Raw genomic sequence first — 13,241 nt, 5'->3', positions numbered from 1 at the left:
TCATATATGGAACCTGAAACACCCCCCGCGAATGCGGGAAAAGCCCGCTCGGCGCGGCGGCTGGCCGCGATCCGAACGGCGGTCGCGCTCGTCCAAAGGCTCGGGAATACGTCGGCGGCATCGTTCGACTTCTCGGGAATGAAACCCGCAAGGCGCATGAGGTCGTGGCGGTCGGGAACAACCTCGTTCCACGTCGCGAACCTGTCGGCCTCGATCGGCAATGGAACGTTCGTCAAAACGATGATCTGGCAAGGGTTGTCTGCGCCTCGGTGGATCGGCCGCACTCGGGCGAGGGCTTGCATAAGTTCCGCCTCGCGGACCTGACGCAACACGCGATCCGCCCGCCTGTCTGGATGATACGACACGGCGACGGTGGCCGACTGACCGCTCTTGGCCGTCGTCCAGTGTTGACATTTCGGAAGCATAAAACGGCCCTCGGCGTTCGGCTCCATAAAGGTCAAGGCTTCCTCGGAACCGAACCAAATTGAGCGGGCCATTGCCTCAAGGGCTTGCGGGCTTGGCTCGATCCGTCCAGCTACCACGATCCCCGCCGTCTGCTTCCACTGGTCCTTGCCTCGGGTATTCCCGAACCAAGCCGTATCGAACGGCGCACGGTCGAGGTCGCCAGCTTCGCTATAAGCTTGGATCACGGCTTTCTGTGAGACGAGTAGAGGGCGGCGGGCTGGATCGTTCCCGATGACGGACGCGAGGCGGTCGGCCATGTCCAGCGCGGTATTATATACGTCGTCGCGGCGGCGTTCGCCCTTGAGCGATTGCGCGGAACCTGTCTTGTCCGTCACCTGAACGATTTCGACGTTCTGCCACTCGGCCGCGATCTGAACCGTCTCGGCGGTCGGGTAGAAACGCCCGATGATTTCGGGGTCTGCGTCTGCGTCGATGATAAGGGTAGGGACTTCCTTAAAGCGCGGATCGCGGGACCAATGCGCGTGAATGAAGTTCGCGGGCTTGTTCGTCTTGGGGTCCAAAACTCCCCATTCGATGACAAGGCCGTGGCTCTCGCCCTGTCGGCCCGATCTCAACTCGGCCGCTAGGATTTTCCAAATCCGGACGAAACCATATGCCTCCTGAACGTGGGCCTTTTCCAACAGACTGCGTTGCATGTCCTCGTCCATGCCCGCCGTGATTTCGGGCGTGGTGATACGGCTATATTCGAGGGTCGCGAGGTCGTCGCATTCCTCGGCCGTGAAACCCTCGGCCGCGAAGTCGGCAAGGGTGGGCTGGCGGTCGGCGCGGGCGGCATCGTCTACGACGTTGGCAAAGCGGGCGACGGCATCAATCATCTTCTCGGTCGCGGCGGCGGTGCGCTGGTCGAACTCGGGGCGGCTCTCGCCTTTCCGTCCTCGGAAGCTGTCGCCAACGCCGCGATAGGTCGTGAACCGTCCAAGGTCCACAAGCTTTTGAGCGCAAAGAACCTGCCAAAAGCTTTCGTCAATGATGAGCCAGTCCACGTCCTTGAGGGCTTCCATCCGAACCGAAAGATACTGGTGCGAGGCGATCACAAGCCCGCCAGCCTTGGCGGCTTGAAGCTGGGCGATGTAGGGGCAAGTTGCATAGAAGGGGCATTCGGAAACGTTGCCCTGATCGTCCTCGGATCGGCAAAGCGTCGTGGTGACGGAAACGTTTTGAGTGGCCAATGCCTCGGCAATGTCCGACTTGGCGCACATGGTCGCCGTGCTGTTCGGCTGTCTCTGGCTTCGGCCGCGCATCACTCGCGCCTCAATCCCGAAATCAGCTAGTGCCTTGGTCGCCAGTTCGTCGGCTAGGTCGAGCGACGGAACCATATAAAGGAAGCGTAGGGCGGGATTATCGCGCAACTGCTTCCTGATCTCGGCAAGCACTGCGGTTGATTTTCCTAGTCCAGCCTCGGCCTTGATAACCCTGACTGGCGGCTGTCCTTCGCGATCCGTCGCGAGGAAATCGGTCGCTACCTGGCCGAACGTCAAGACGGCTTTATGTAGACTTGTCGTTGCCTCCATTCGGGGCATACGCGGGGGGAGTGCGGGCGCAATCGGGGCGCTATTCGTGTTCATCTATCGTCCGTTCTGAAGCGGACGGCAAACCCATGTTACGCTTGTGGATCGCTAAAAAAATAGCGGTCCTATCGCGGCTCCCTCTTGCTCTCACACATGGGAAACGCTATATTCAAGACATGCGAGGGCTTCGAGGCAGGTTAGCTAATTCCCTGTCCCTAATGCTCTCAAAACTTGGGCCTACCGAAAGTTTCGCAAAAACATCGTTTCGGTTTGCTCGGGCCTTCGCAATCGCTTTTGAAGGGCTTCCTCTTTCCTCGCCAAAGGAATCAGGAAGCCCTTTTAGTTTGCGCGTGGGACATGAGTCGCGCAATAGCCGACGAAAAGAAAAATCCCTAAATTTTCCAAGCGTTTGTTATCAAAGCGAATTTTGAGGCGCGAGGCGGTCTATGCTTCGGTAAATCGTTTTCGGATGAACGTTAAATCCGGCCGCAACCTCTTTAACGTGCGTCCCTGATTCGATTAATTTTCTGGCAAGGACGGCCTGTTCGGGGGTCATCTTCTCTTTCGGCCCCATCTTCACGCCCTCGGCCATACGGGCTTGCATCCCCGCCTTTACGCGCTCCTTTATAAGGCTCCGCTCGTATTGCGCGAATGCTCCCGATATGTGGAAAAACAACTCTCCAATAGCCGTTCGCGTGTCGATCTGCTCTGCCAGCGACACGAAATGAATGCCTCGCGCTCTCAAGTCCTCAATGATCTTGATGAGGTCGGCAAGGCTTCGGCCTAGCCTGTCGAGGCGGGCAACAACAATGGTGTCGCCGTCCTTCGTGGTGTCGAGTAGCGATTGAAGGGATTGCCTAGTGCGCTCGGCTCCGCTGATCTTCTCTTGATACAGGTTCGTCTTGGCAACGCCCGCCTTGGTGAGCGCGTCTATCTGGCTGACGAGATTTTGGCCCTTCGTGCTAACTCGGGCATATCCGTAAAGGGTCATCTGTGCGCCCCTCCTTCTGATCTCTGAAAGCACGAATCGGGCTGGTTCGTTCCTCCAACTTATGTCCACACCTTATGTCCACAAGAGGGTTTGTTTTAGTTCGACGTTTTAAAGGGGTGAGAACGTGGACACAAAGAACACTTTATGTCCACGCTGGCCCGCTCACTCAAAGCCGTTGCGGTGCATTGCGAGGTGTTCGCCTAGCCCGCCGTCAAGGACGGACGCGAAAACCCGATAGCAAAGTGCTGGCTCGGTGGACCTGTCGGCGGTGTCGCCGCCGTTGAAGGTGTTAAGGGCGAAGACAACGAAAGCGTCGGTGCGCCTGTCGGCGGCGGCTTGCTCTCCGTCCAGCATGACGTAAGCCTGAACCTCGTTGAGGCTGGCGGTCACGGCCTCGGCCCATTCGTGGCCGTAAGCGTCGCCATGGGTCGCCACGGTTTCCAGTTCCCGCCAAATGAGTGCCAGGACGGCGCGGATCGCCTCGGGCTTCTTGAGTGTCGTGGAAATCACAAGGTTGGTGATCCTGTGGCTTAGGCCGCTCCCCTCGATCTGCTCGATGCTGTCGGCAATGAAGCTTTTCGGGCTGTGGACCTGTCCCAAGCGGTCTAGCGTCTTGAGGGTCGGACCTTGGACGCAACGCGCCCATGGAACCATCCGCTGCACCATGTCCCAAACGTCTGCAACGTAGTCGTAGGCGTTGAGGTCTTCGGGGCCGTCCTTCACAATGAAGGTCGGACGGCGAAACTCGGATTCCTCGATCCGCTCCGCGATGTAGTTGCTCACTTCGGTAACGGCTTCCTTCTTGCCGCCGACGATCCGCGAACCGACGATGTGGCGGGGTAGGGGCAACTCGGGCCTCATCCATGCGGGGCTGTTTACGTAGATATCGGACATTGCTAATTCTCCTGCTCTCTGGTTTCCGCCGTTCGCATTGGCGGGGGTGCTTCCCAATATCCCGCCGCTCGATGACGGCGGGATAGAATGAAGCATCAGGTTCAAGCCTCGATCGGCGCGGCGGTCATGGCCTTGGCGGCTATGTCGTCGTAGTCGTGAAGGTTGTTGCCTCGGATCACGAGGGCGAACCTCTGGCAGTCCTCGGACAGCGACTGAAATTCCGGCGTGTCCATTTCGAACGCGCATGAAAGCGTGTCGCAAAGGTCGCTCATCCGTTCGACGGCGGCTTTATAGGCTTCAAAGGCGGGTCCGATCTGGCGGGCGGCTTTCTGGATTTCGGTGTTCATGGTGCTAATTCCTGCTCTCGTTGATCTGTCGGTTCGGGTCGTCGGGAAGGTGAGGGGCGGCAAAGCCGCCCGCTCGATCTCGGGTTAGGCGGCTAGGTAGCCCGCATAAGTCGCGTCATAGGACGGCTCGGAAGCGGCCTGAATGCGCTTGAGGGTCTTGCCTACCGTGGCCCTGACGACGGCGTGGCGCATGTCTTCGCTGTCCACGTCTCCGAACTCGAAAGCGTCTTCCTCGTCGCTCGAATCCTCGTCCATCTGGAGCCAAAATTCGATTTCGGTCCTCTCGCCCCTGACGGCCTCGCTGATCGCGTCGGCTAGGTAGCCCTCGGGCGCGTGGGCCTGGAACGTGAGGTAGGCGGCGGCGGCTTTTTCGGTGATCTCGTTCATCTGCATTTTCCTTGTTGGCTCTGGTTTCGCCGTTTCGCTTGGGCGGCTAAGTCGTTCTGCCGACTTAGTAATTATAGATTGACACCGATATTTGCGGGCCGCAACAACTAAAAAATTGACACTTCAAAAACGGAAGTAGTCACGCCGGGAATATCTACGGTAGTCAACTAATTTAGTTTTATACTGACATTCTGTTGACAAGAAAAAGCCCGCACGGTCGGCGGGCTTCTGTCATCGGTCGGCGGTTCGCCCCCGCTCTATTTTCTAAGAAACCCGGGCGCGGCGGCCGTCAGGCTCAAGTCTGCAAGCCACGCTTGGGCGATGGTATCGCTCAAGGCATCGGAATCCACCGCCCGCTTGAATTGCCATATGGCGCGGCGCACGTTTTCCAGCGCGTCAAGCTTCGCCATCGTCTCGTCGGGGAAATCGGCCACTTGGTCGGCTGTCGTTTCGACACTGGCGATAACACCTTGAAGGGCGGCATAGACTTCTGCGAGGTCGCGGGCGATCCTCACGCGCCGATCTTCGATCCCTTCCATCTGTCGGCATAGAGGGCCGATCATCTGGCGGGCTTTTTCCAGTTCGTCGGTGAAGGGTGACACCTTCCATTCGTCGGCGGGGAAGCCGTCTCGGTCGTCCTCGAAATCAAAGTCCGTCATGCCCGCCTCGTCTACGATAATAGGCGTGTCGGCCTCGATCCGCTCGGGGTCGAACTCAAGGCTGGCAAGGGCCGTCATGACTGCCCTGTTATTGGCGATCTCTGCGGCCAGCGCCGCCAAATCTGGTTCGTGCGAACCTCGGTTATTATAGTGGTCGTCCATGTGCTAATTCTCGTGCTCTCTGGTTTCCGCCGCTTCGCTGGGCGGGGGTGGCTGGGTCTATGGGGTGCCGCCCAATATCCCGCCGCTCGATGACGGCGGGATAGAATGCGGCATCAACGGCGGATCATCTGCCGACGTAGGGCATTACCGAATGTTGCATCATGCGGGGTTCGTCGCTGGTCTGGCGGCGGGAGATGGCGACGACATCCAAGGTAGATTCCGCGACGTAGTGGGCGGGCATCGCGGCCTTGATTGCCTTGGCGATCCTGACGGCCTCGGGGCTAGGCGTTACCCTCATCTGCGGGTGATACTTGGTTGCTCGGCTCCCGCTCTCTGCAGTCTTGTAAAGGCTCACGGCGGTAGCCAGTCGGCGGGCCTTCTCGGCCGAAATCTCAATATCGCAACCTACCGTCTTGGCCTTGGTTGCGGTTCGGGCCTCGGGCTTGATGTGAGCGGATATGTCGAGGTGGTCATGAACCGCGCCCCTGAGACGGTCGGCCGTCTTCTGGATAGTGGTTTTCGCGGCGGTCGTCTTCGTGGATTTCTTGGCTCGGGCCATGCTGGTTAACTCCTGCTCTCTCGGTGGGTCGGGAGTGTTTCGCGGCTCCCGCTAAGTCGCCATCGACTTAGTAATTATAGGATGCGGGCCGTTCTGATCGGCCGCAACAACTAGAAAATTGACACGACAAGACCGGAAGGAATGGCCCGCCCTGGCTCTCGATAGGTCAACGAATTTTTGCAGTTCCGCGGCCTCGATCGTCGGCGGGAAGACAAAGAAAAACCCCGCTGTGGGGGCGGGGTTCTCTATCGGTCGGCCATTGGCGGGAGGCCATGCGGCCGACGATCTGGATTCAGAGAGTAGAGCGGGGCGGGCTTAGAACTTCATCCCTGACGACGGCTTGCGGTCGGCGGGCTGGGTGCTGAAACGTCCGCTCGGGGTCGGCATGGGTCGGCTATCCTTCTTTGCCGTCACGGCCTGTTGCTTCTGAGCGTTGATGGCGGATCGCGCCACCTTGTCCACGATCTCCTTGACGCTACCAGTCGTCCAGGCAACGCCCTTATTGGTCAACGCTGGATCGACGGACAGGATTTTGCCGTTCTCGTCGGCGTGGAAACCGAGAACACGACAAGCGGGCCGCTCGTTCTTCGTCATCAATTCGGGTTTCACTCCGTCGTAGCGCAAGCCGCTAGGTGTCACGACGGCATGGCCCTTATTGAAGTTCGTAACCTTCACGACGATAAGGCCATGGGAGCCGTCGGGGTTGACGATCTTGATACGGCAAGCCTCGGTTTCCTTCAGGTGCGGGGCCTTCTCGAACGGCGTTGAAACGGTCGGATCGCCCTTCCTTACCTCGAAATTATAGGGCCTCAATCCTTGCGCTATGGCCGTGCCGCAAGCGTCGGCATTCTTGCGAAGTATCTGCGAGGTAATATCGGAAACCTCGGAAACTGGAACACGGATCGGCGCGACGGTCGGAATGTCTGCCAGTGTCGGACGGTTGCCGTTCGGACCTTCTGCGAGGAAACGGCTGGCCGTCCTCTTGGCCTCGAACTCGGCCTGTAGTCTGGCCTCAAGGTCACGGTCTAGCTGTGGCGCGTCGAAATAGCGGACGGCATCTGTCATTTTCGGCTTGTTCTGCATCATCGGTTTTTCCCCTCTCCATAGGTTGCAATCCGATTCTGCTATCAAAGGACGCAAGGCACAAAACGCCGATTGCCTGAAAATCAAAGGCCGTCAAAGACTTGCGGGAAATCCTTGCTCCAACGCTGACGACGGTAACGAATTTTCCATGCCGCCCGGCCTCTAATCTCTGGTCAACAAAAAGCCCGCCGGCGGCGGGCTGATCGTCCTCGTCGATCGCTGAATTTCAGGCTGGCGAGACGTAGTAGTGACGGCCTGCATGGTAGATAAAACCGCGCTTGACGGCCTCGGCCCTGCCTTGCTCCTGCCATTCGTAGGACAGAAGGGAGCGGGTCGCGAGGGCGGTTAGGACTAGGCCGACGAAAGCTTTGTCGTCGGTGTCCCTCGTCGTGTGAAGGACGATCTTGGGGATGAAGTCGGCCAACTCGTCGGCTATCATCGGAAGCAAGCGGCAAGCCCGCGCTGTGTGATCCTCAAGCATCGGCCCGTTCTCCTGTTGCCCTATAAAGGGTCGTCGCGGCCATGGCTTCCATCTGCTCGAAAGTAAGCAATAGTTCGACATTCGAACGGTCGCGGGCGAACCTATTCACGGTCTGCGCCTTGATGAGCCGCCAGCCATTCGGCCCGCGAATTAGGGTCGCCCTCGTCCCTGCGACGGCTTGGGTGTAGGTCGGCGCGGTCGGCCCTGCAGTGACGAACTCCGCGACGGCTCCGACGTAGTGGGCGGGGTCCATCGGCTTTCTTCTAAGCTGGTCCTCGGCCCTCTTGGCGGCGGCGGTTATGTCCTCGGCCTTGGCCGTCCATCTGACGGCCTTGCCGTGGACTTCCTTGAGATACACGCCGACTTTCCATGTGTTCTTCACTGGAATGCCCTCGGGTGGCATGGTCGGCGGGTGAAAGGCGGGGTTAAGCGGTGTCTTGGTCTTCGTCGGCATTGGTCTAATTCCTGTGGCTCTCGGTGGGTGGTCGCCGTTCGCAATCGGCGGTGGGATGCTTCCCAATATCGGCCGTGGGGTCACGGCCGATAGAATGAGGCATCAACGGCGGGTGGAAAATCCAGCGTTCAAACGCTTTTCGAAGCTGTCCAGCTTGCGGGCAAGGGGGAGGTTGTTCGCGCAACCGATGGATTTTGCGAAAGCCAGTATTCGGGCGGCTTCCTCTGCCTCGCGCTCCTGCTCAAGGCGGATTCGGTATTCTCGCAATTCGTTGCGGTGGAACTCGAAACCCTCGGTGTCTTCAAGGTCGTAATCCCAAGAGTCCGCCGCCCATTGAGCCATGAGGTCGAGAACTTCCATTCTCGGTTTCTGGGTCATTCCCTCGGCCGTCTTCTCGGCCTTTTCAACGGCAACAACAGAAGCCAAAACATCCTCGTCGCAAAGGTACTTGAAGATGTTTTCCGCGACCTGTTCGTCTTCCTTCGCAATGCGGTAAAGGCCCGCCCTGATTACGTCTGCGAGAACTTGGCCGTTGTCGAAATATTGCATAAAGCGATCCCCTGCGGGCCTGCCCTCGCGGATGACGCGGGCGGTGTAAGCAAGGCCGTTTGCCTTGGTTCTGCCGTCGATAAGGGCGATGGTTTCGTGTGTGGTGGACATGCTGGCTAACTCCTGCTCTCTCTGGTTTCCGCCGTTTCGCTCGGGCGGGGCGGGGAGGCTCCCCAATATCGGCCGTTCACCTGTCGGCCGATGCTATGAAGCCTCGGGCGGGAAGGGCGCTCGGTGGCCCTTCCCTTGGCCGCTTAGGCGGCGGCGGTGTCGAGGTGTTCGCTGGCCTCGGTGGCTTCGCCCTCGATGGTTTCGAGAACCGACATGGCTTCTTCCATCGCGGCAATCGCGTTGTCGGCGGCTTCGCCCTTCTCGCCGTCTGCGAAGCTCTCGGGCATGTTGTCCCGATATTCCTGTTCTTCGTCGCGGGCGGCTTCGATCAGTTCGCGGATTTCGCTGGCGAGTGCGGCCAGTTCTTCAAGGCGGGTCTGAACCTTGGAGAGGGTGTTTCTGCGGGCTTTGTTCATGGTGCAATTCCTTTTTCTGCTCTGGTGTCCGCCGTTTCGCTTGGGCGGCTAAGTCGTTCTGCCGACTTAGTAATTATAGTATGCTGGCCGTTCCGATTGGCCGCAATAACTAAAAAATTGACACTGCAAGAGTGGAAATAAGAGCGTCCGGACTGGCGCCATTTGGTAACGAATTTTTCCTCTATAAAGGGCTTGGCGGGCCTCGATCGTCGGCCGATCCGCCGTCAAAAAACGTGTGCTACCGTCAAAAAACGCGCGCTATCGGCCGATGCGGTCAAAAAACGCGAGCAACGAAAAACCCCGCTGTGGGGGCGGGGTTCGATGCACCAGGCTAACACCAGGTCAATGACTATTGGCCGTCTCGGGTTCGATCTCGTCGCGGATCGCATAGGCCATTTCGCGACGGCGGCTCAAGTCGATCAAGGCTCCGCGCTCGGGCCTCGTTAGCGTCCTGATCTTCACGCCGTCGCGCTCGATGTAGATTTCCGAATAGTGGCGCACTGCCAGCTTGCAAGCTTCGCAAAGGTTCGGGGCGGTCAGGGGGAAGGTGCCGACAACTCGGTTTGTGTCTGTCCAGCGAACGCCGATTATAGCGGTGGTCATGGGGGTGTCTCCTGCGGGAAAGGTGGGGAAGGGTTGCGCCCTTCCCCTGTTGGCTTAGGCGGCGACTTCTTCGACGGCGGGGGCGGCAACTGGTCCTGCCACTTCGCGGAGTGCGGCGCGGATGCAATCGAGCGCGTGGGCCGTCTTGCCGATTTCCTCGGCGGTCATCTCGGGCTTGAAAAGGGGAACCGCTTTCAACTCGCGGCGATCAATGACTAGGTAGCCCTGTCGGCCGTTCCTGTGGTCTACGCCCGAAAATTCGAGGGTGGCTTTGTCGAAATCGCTTTCCACCTCGTAGACGTTTCCGTTGAAAAGGAAGACGACGGTAGCAACCCCGCGCTTGAACCTACCCTTGCCAACCATTTTCGTTGTGCCACTGATCTTGAGGAAGTCGGAAACGATGCGCTCGGCCTTTTCGGCGGCTTCGGCGTTTGCTTCGCGGGCCATTGCCACGGCCTGACGTGCGGCCATTTCGGCTTCGCGAATACGGTCCTCTTCTGCGCGGGCATACTGCTCTTCGCGATCCGCGATCTTTTGTGTGATTGCTTCAATCGCGCCTGAAGACCTAAAACGAGGATGAACGATCTTTTCGCGAACACCCTGCACACCGTCAAGGATGGCCTTTGCAAGCCAGAAATCGCCGCTAACCATGCAGAAGGGGCGATCTGTTCCCCGCTCATGGTTGTGATAGGCGGTGTCAGTCGCTTCCGCGATTTCGAGGGAGACCTTTTCAAGGTCGGCTAGGCCGTCATGAACGGCCGTCAGCTTGGCGATTACCTCGGCGGCGAGGGCTACGAGGTCGATCTTGGCGGTGTTGTTGATTGCGTTTTCCATGGTGTAATTCCTTGTTCTGCTCTGGTTTCCGCCGTTTCGCTTGGGCGGCTGGATCGCCCTTGCGATCCAGTAACTATATAGTCTCATTCAATATAAACGGCGTCCAGCACTAAAAAATTGACAAAAATGGAAAGCAACGCACACGCTAGATTTGGTAACAAAGTTTTTTTATTGCCGGAATGGTTCTGTTTGCTTTCTGTAGGCAAAGAAAAACCCCGCTTTGTTGGCGGGGTTAGTCAGTGTCAACGTTTTGGCTTGGGGCTGGTCGGCGGGTCATCGGCCGATCTGGTCGGCCTCGATCCGCTCGGGGTCGGCATGGGTCGGGGTTCGTGGAAATCGCGGGCGGCGGTCTCGATTGCGATTTCCTTAGCCGTCTTGGGCCGCTGTCCAGTCCGTCGCACGTCGTCTAGGAAGTCGCGGGCCTGTTGGCGGTCTGGCTCTGGTAGGTCGTCAATGGTGGTTGGCTTCCTCGGTATGTCGTCGCCAGTTATAAAGACCTCGGGCCGCTTCTTCGCTGGCTCTAAGCCCTCAAGGATTTTGCGGGCCTCGGGGCCGTAGTCCTGGCGGTCGAACTGGTGCTTCTTGTCTTTGGTCATCGGTTCGCCCTCTCTCACATTCCATAGGCCAGCGCGGGAGCCTTAACGGCGATCCTCTGGCGCGATCCGCTCGGGGTCGGCATTGGTCGGCGGTCTGGCTTCCGTGTCTCCTGCGGCTTCTTCTCGGCCGTCCAGTCGGCGGATGCCTCGGCGGGCTTGTGCGGGTTTCGGGCGTTCTCTTTGACGGTATAGCCCTCACGCTGGAAAGCGTCGATAAGGCGGGCCTGTTCGTCGCCCTGTAGCGGGCGCGTCGTCGTGAAACGCTGGCTGGCCTTGATGCGGCAAAAGCCTCCGAAACGCCGCGCTGTGGCGTTTACGTCGGCCGCGAATTTCAGCCCCTCGGCGGTCGCGTTGTGGTCGGCCCAACGCTTGCCCTGATAGACGACATCAAACGAAATCTGGTGGCCCTGATGGTGCCAAATAACCTCTAGTTCCATGGTATTCCCCCTTTTCTAAGCGTCCGATTGGCTCGGAACTGCTTATATAATGGGTGTCCAACGGCCACCTTGTCAATAGCCGATGGAACGATAAGTTACGGAAAAGATTGAATAATTCGTCAACTTATTTGGCTCGATCCTAACGCCCCGCCCGCCGCTCTACTCTCTCGCGCCGCGAGCGTCAGAGAAAACGGACAAGCAAAAACCCATGCCCTCGATCAAAAGGGACATGGGTTTAAGGGGGGTGGATACAGGCGGTCATGTCCTGCAGTCGGACATGACGATTCAAGTCTGCTTGTCGGCCGAAAGGCGGTCAAGCTCAATAAGGAACGTCGCCCTTCCCGCCCCTGCTCTTGGGTCGCGGTGGCATGGTTTCGGCCCACTCGGGAAGCAAGCCGCCAAGGGTGATCTTCATGCCGTAGTCGCCAAGGCAATAAAGAAACTCGATACCCTCGGCCGCGCTCACGTCGGCCCGCACGAAAGCGTCAAGGTCGCTATCGTAGCGGAAACCGTGCGCGGCGATCTCTCGCCTGATCTGGTCGCGCTGGCTGGCGGGTATGTTCTGGAATACGGTCCTGAACCCGAAAGCCGCGCCCTCTGGCAAGACGCATTCAATATAAAGCTCTTGCGGACCTGTCGCGTCGTCGCCGTCGCGCTCTAGGGTGGACATGATGCCAAGATATGCCCCGCCGTATTCGTGGACGACGTAGCCCCGCCAGCCTTTATAAGGCTTCAACGGCTGATCGCCCTCGAACCGTGCGATAGCGGCGATAATGTCGGCGCGGGCAAAGCTGGCCGTCTCTAGTTTGGAAACGGGAAGGTCTGCACCTGTTCGACAAATTGTGACAAACGGCATTTAGCAACCCCTCAAATCAGGGGTAGGCGTTCGAGGTCGGCCAAAACCTTGGCCTCGATCGCTGGCGGCAAAGTCTCCAAATCCATCTGAACGGCGTAACCGTAGCGGCCGATTTCCTCCCAAGCCTCCAAGGGGGCGGTCGGGTCTTCGGGGGCTGTCCAGCGGTCGTTGCCCTGCGAAACAAAGCCGTGGACATGGAGAATACGCTCGACTTCCTCGCGCTCGAACTCCTGCATGTCCTCATGCCAGCCGACGACAAGCGTATATTCGCCGCCGTCTTCGATCCACGAAATTTCAACGGTGTTCAACATTGGCGGTCCTTTCTTCGACGGCATAGCCAAGGGCTTTCAAGCCAGCCGTGAGGCGTTCGCGGGTAGCGGCGGATGATGGAGCGGTGCGGCGATCCCCGCCCGACTGGTCGGGGGTAAACCCGAGTTCGTCAAAGACGGACGCGAACGCCTCCCATTCCTGCGGGTCCATGGGGAACGGCTCGGGGAAGTGAGCAAAGGCGGTCTGGCCGTCAAAGTGCCATTCGATAACGATTGTCTTCATGCCACGCCCTCAAGGCTCGGCGGCAAGGTCCGCATGTCCATTGTCAGGCTGTAGCCTGTCGCGCTCAAAGCCCCCCACATTTTCAGGGGTGCCTTTGGATCGTCTGCGGGAGCCGTCCAGCGGTCGGCCGACAACGGCTTGAAGCCGTGCCGCTCGATCAAGTCCGCGATCTCGCCGCGCTCGAACTGCAACAAAGGAACCGTAGAACTGACGGCAAGGGTAAAAATACCCTCGGCCTCGGTCCACGACAATTCGAGTAGGCGCAAAGCCATGGGC

20 protein-coding genes are annotated in these 13,241 nt (G+C 58.8%); all 20 read right to left on the bottom strand.

Going from position 1 to position 13,241, the window contains the following annotated elements; translation table 11 throughout:
• Positions 1 to 1,964 (bottom strand): ATP-dependent DNA helicase (locus tag G8E10_RS24980; RefSeq protein WP_167131130.1); only part of this gene is annotated, 1,964 nt, incomplete at its 3' end.
• Positions 1,965 to 2,409: 445 nt separating this feature from the next.
• Positions 2,410 to 2,985 (bottom strand): recombinase family protein, encoded by a 576-nt coding sequence (locus G8E10_RS24975; RefSeq protein WP_167131128.1) that lies wholly within the window; start codon positions 2,983 to 2,985, stop codon positions 2,410 to 2,412.
• A gap of 162 nt (positions 2,986 to 3,147) precedes the next feature.
• Complete coding sequence (locus G8E10_RS24970; protein ID WP_167131126.1) at positions 3,148 to 3,879, bottom strand: hypothetical protein; 732 nt, start codon at positions 3,877 to 3,879, stop codon at positions 3,148 to 3,150.
• 101 nt (positions 3,880 to 3,980) lie between these two features.
• Positions 3,981 to 4,226 (bottom strand): hypothetical protein, encoded by a 246-nt coding sequence (locus G8E10_RS24965; RefSeq protein ID WP_167131124.1) that lies wholly within the window; start codon positions 4,224 to 4,226, stop codon positions 3,981 to 3,983.
• 84 nt (positions 4,227 to 4,310) lie between these two features.
• Positions 4,311 to 4,613: a hypothetical protein gene (locus tag G8E10_RS24960; RefSeq protein WP_167131123.1), complete on the bottom strand. Its 303-nt coding sequence runs from the start codon at positions 4,611 to 4,613 to the stop codon at positions 4,311 to 4,313.
• A gap of 257 nt (positions 4,614 to 4,870) precedes the next feature.
• Positions 4,871 to 5,434 (bottom strand): hypothetical protein, encoded by a 564-nt coding sequence (locus G8E10_RS24955; protein WP_167131121.1) that lies wholly within the window; start codon positions 5,432 to 5,434, stop codon positions 4,871 to 4,873.
• Between the two features lie 124 nt (positions 5,435 to 5,558).
• Positions 5,559 to 5,993 (bottom strand): hypothetical protein, encoded by a 435-nt coding sequence (locus G8E10_RS24950; RefSeq protein WP_167131119.1) that lies wholly within the window; start codon positions 5,991 to 5,993, stop codon positions 5,559 to 5,561.
• A 315-nt stretch (positions 5,994 to 6,308) separates the two neighbouring features.
• Positions 6,309 to 7,076: a hypothetical protein gene (locus G8E10_RS24945; RefSeq protein ID WP_167131117.1), complete on the bottom strand. Its 768-nt coding sequence runs from the start codon at positions 7,074 to 7,076 to the stop codon at positions 6,309 to 6,311.
• Positions 7,077 to 7,302: 226 nt separating this feature from the next.
• Positions 7,303 to 7,557 (bottom strand): hypothetical protein, encoded by a 255-nt coding sequence (locus G8E10_RS24940; protein ID WP_167131115.1) that lies wholly within the window; start codon positions 7,555 to 7,557, stop codon positions 7,303 to 7,305.
• A complete protein-coding gene (locus G8E10_RS24935; protein ID WP_167131113.1) occupies positions 7,550 to 8,011 on the bottom strand; it encodes a hypothetical protein in 462 nt (153 codons plus the stop codon). Before G8E10_RS24935 ends, G8E10_RS24940 begins: the two co-directional genes overlap by 8 nt.
• A 102-nt stretch (positions 8,012 to 8,113) precedes the next feature.
• Positions 8,114 to 8,671 (bottom strand): hypothetical protein, encoded by a 558-nt coding sequence (locus tag G8E10_RS24930; protein ID WP_167131111.1) that lies wholly within the window; start codon positions 8,669 to 8,671, stop codon positions 8,114 to 8,116.
• Between the two features lie 143 nt (positions 8,672 to 8,814).
• Positions 8,815 to 9,087, bottom strand: a complete 273-nt coding sequence (locus G8E10_RS24925; protein WP_167131109.1) for a hypothetical protein — start codon at positions 9,085 to 9,087, stop codon at positions 8,815 to 8,817.
• Between the two features lie 342 nt (positions 9,088 to 9,429).
• On the bottom strand, positions 9,430 to 9,690 hold the full coding sequence (locus G8E10_RS24920) for a hypothetical protein (protein WP_167131107.1): 261 nt from the start codon (positions 9,688 to 9,690) through the stop codon (positions 9,430 to 9,432).
• Between the two features lie 54 nt (positions 9,691 to 9,744).
• Positions 9,745 to 10,524, bottom strand: a complete 780-nt coding sequence (locus G8E10_RS24915; protein WP_167131105.1) for a hypothetical protein — start codon at positions 10,522 to 10,524, stop codon at positions 9,745 to 9,747.
• A gap of 242 nt (positions 10,525 to 10,766) precedes the next feature.
• Positions 10,767 to 11,120 carry a hypothetical protein gene (locus tag G8E10_RS24910; protein ID WP_167131103.1) on the bottom strand — a complete coding sequence of 118 codons (354 nt, stop codon included), beginning with the start codon at positions 11,118 to 11,120 and terminating at the stop codon, positions 10,767 to 10,769.
• A gap of 14 nt (positions 11,121 to 11,134) precedes the next feature.
• Positions 11,135 to 11,557: a hypothetical protein gene (locus tag G8E10_RS24905; protein WP_167131101.1), complete on the bottom strand. Its 423-nt coding sequence runs from the start codon at positions 11,555 to 11,557 to the stop codon at positions 11,135 to 11,137.
• Between the two features lie 319 nt (positions 11,558 to 11,876).
• Positions 11,877 to 12,413, bottom strand: coding sequence for a hypothetical protein (locus G8E10_RS24900; protein WP_167131099.1), 537 nt, complete (start codon positions 12,411 to 12,413; stop codon positions 11,877 to 11,879).
• Between the two features lie 11 nt (positions 12,414 to 12,424).
• Positions 12,425 to 12,724, bottom strand: coding sequence for a hypothetical protein (locus tag G8E10_RS24895; RefSeq protein WP_167131097.1), 300 nt, complete (start codon positions 12,722 to 12,724; stop codon positions 12,425 to 12,427).
• Entirely contained in the window at positions 12,708 to 12,965 is a 258-nt protein-coding gene (locus G8E10_RS24890; RefSeq protein ID WP_167131095.1) for a hypothetical protein, read from the bottom strand. The genes G8E10_RS24895 and G8E10_RS24890 overlap by 17 nt, the downstream gene beginning before the upstream one ends.
• Positions 12,962 to 13,237: a hypothetical protein gene (locus G8E10_RS24885; protein WP_167131093.1), complete on the bottom strand. Its 276-nt coding sequence runs from the start codon at positions 13,235 to 13,237 to the stop codon at positions 12,962 to 12,964. The genes G8E10_RS24890 and G8E10_RS24885 overlap by 4 nt, the downstream gene beginning before the upstream one ends.
• Positions 13,238 to 13,241: the final 4 nt, after the last annotated feature.

The sequence above is a fragment of the Ferranicluibacter rubi genome, from assembly GCF_011603255.1.
GTDB lineage: Bacteria > Pseudomonadota > Alphaproteobacteria > Rhizobiales > Rhizobiaceae > Ferranicluibacter > Ferranicluibacter rubi.
This window is presented reverse-complemented; position numbering and strand designations above follow the sequence as displayed.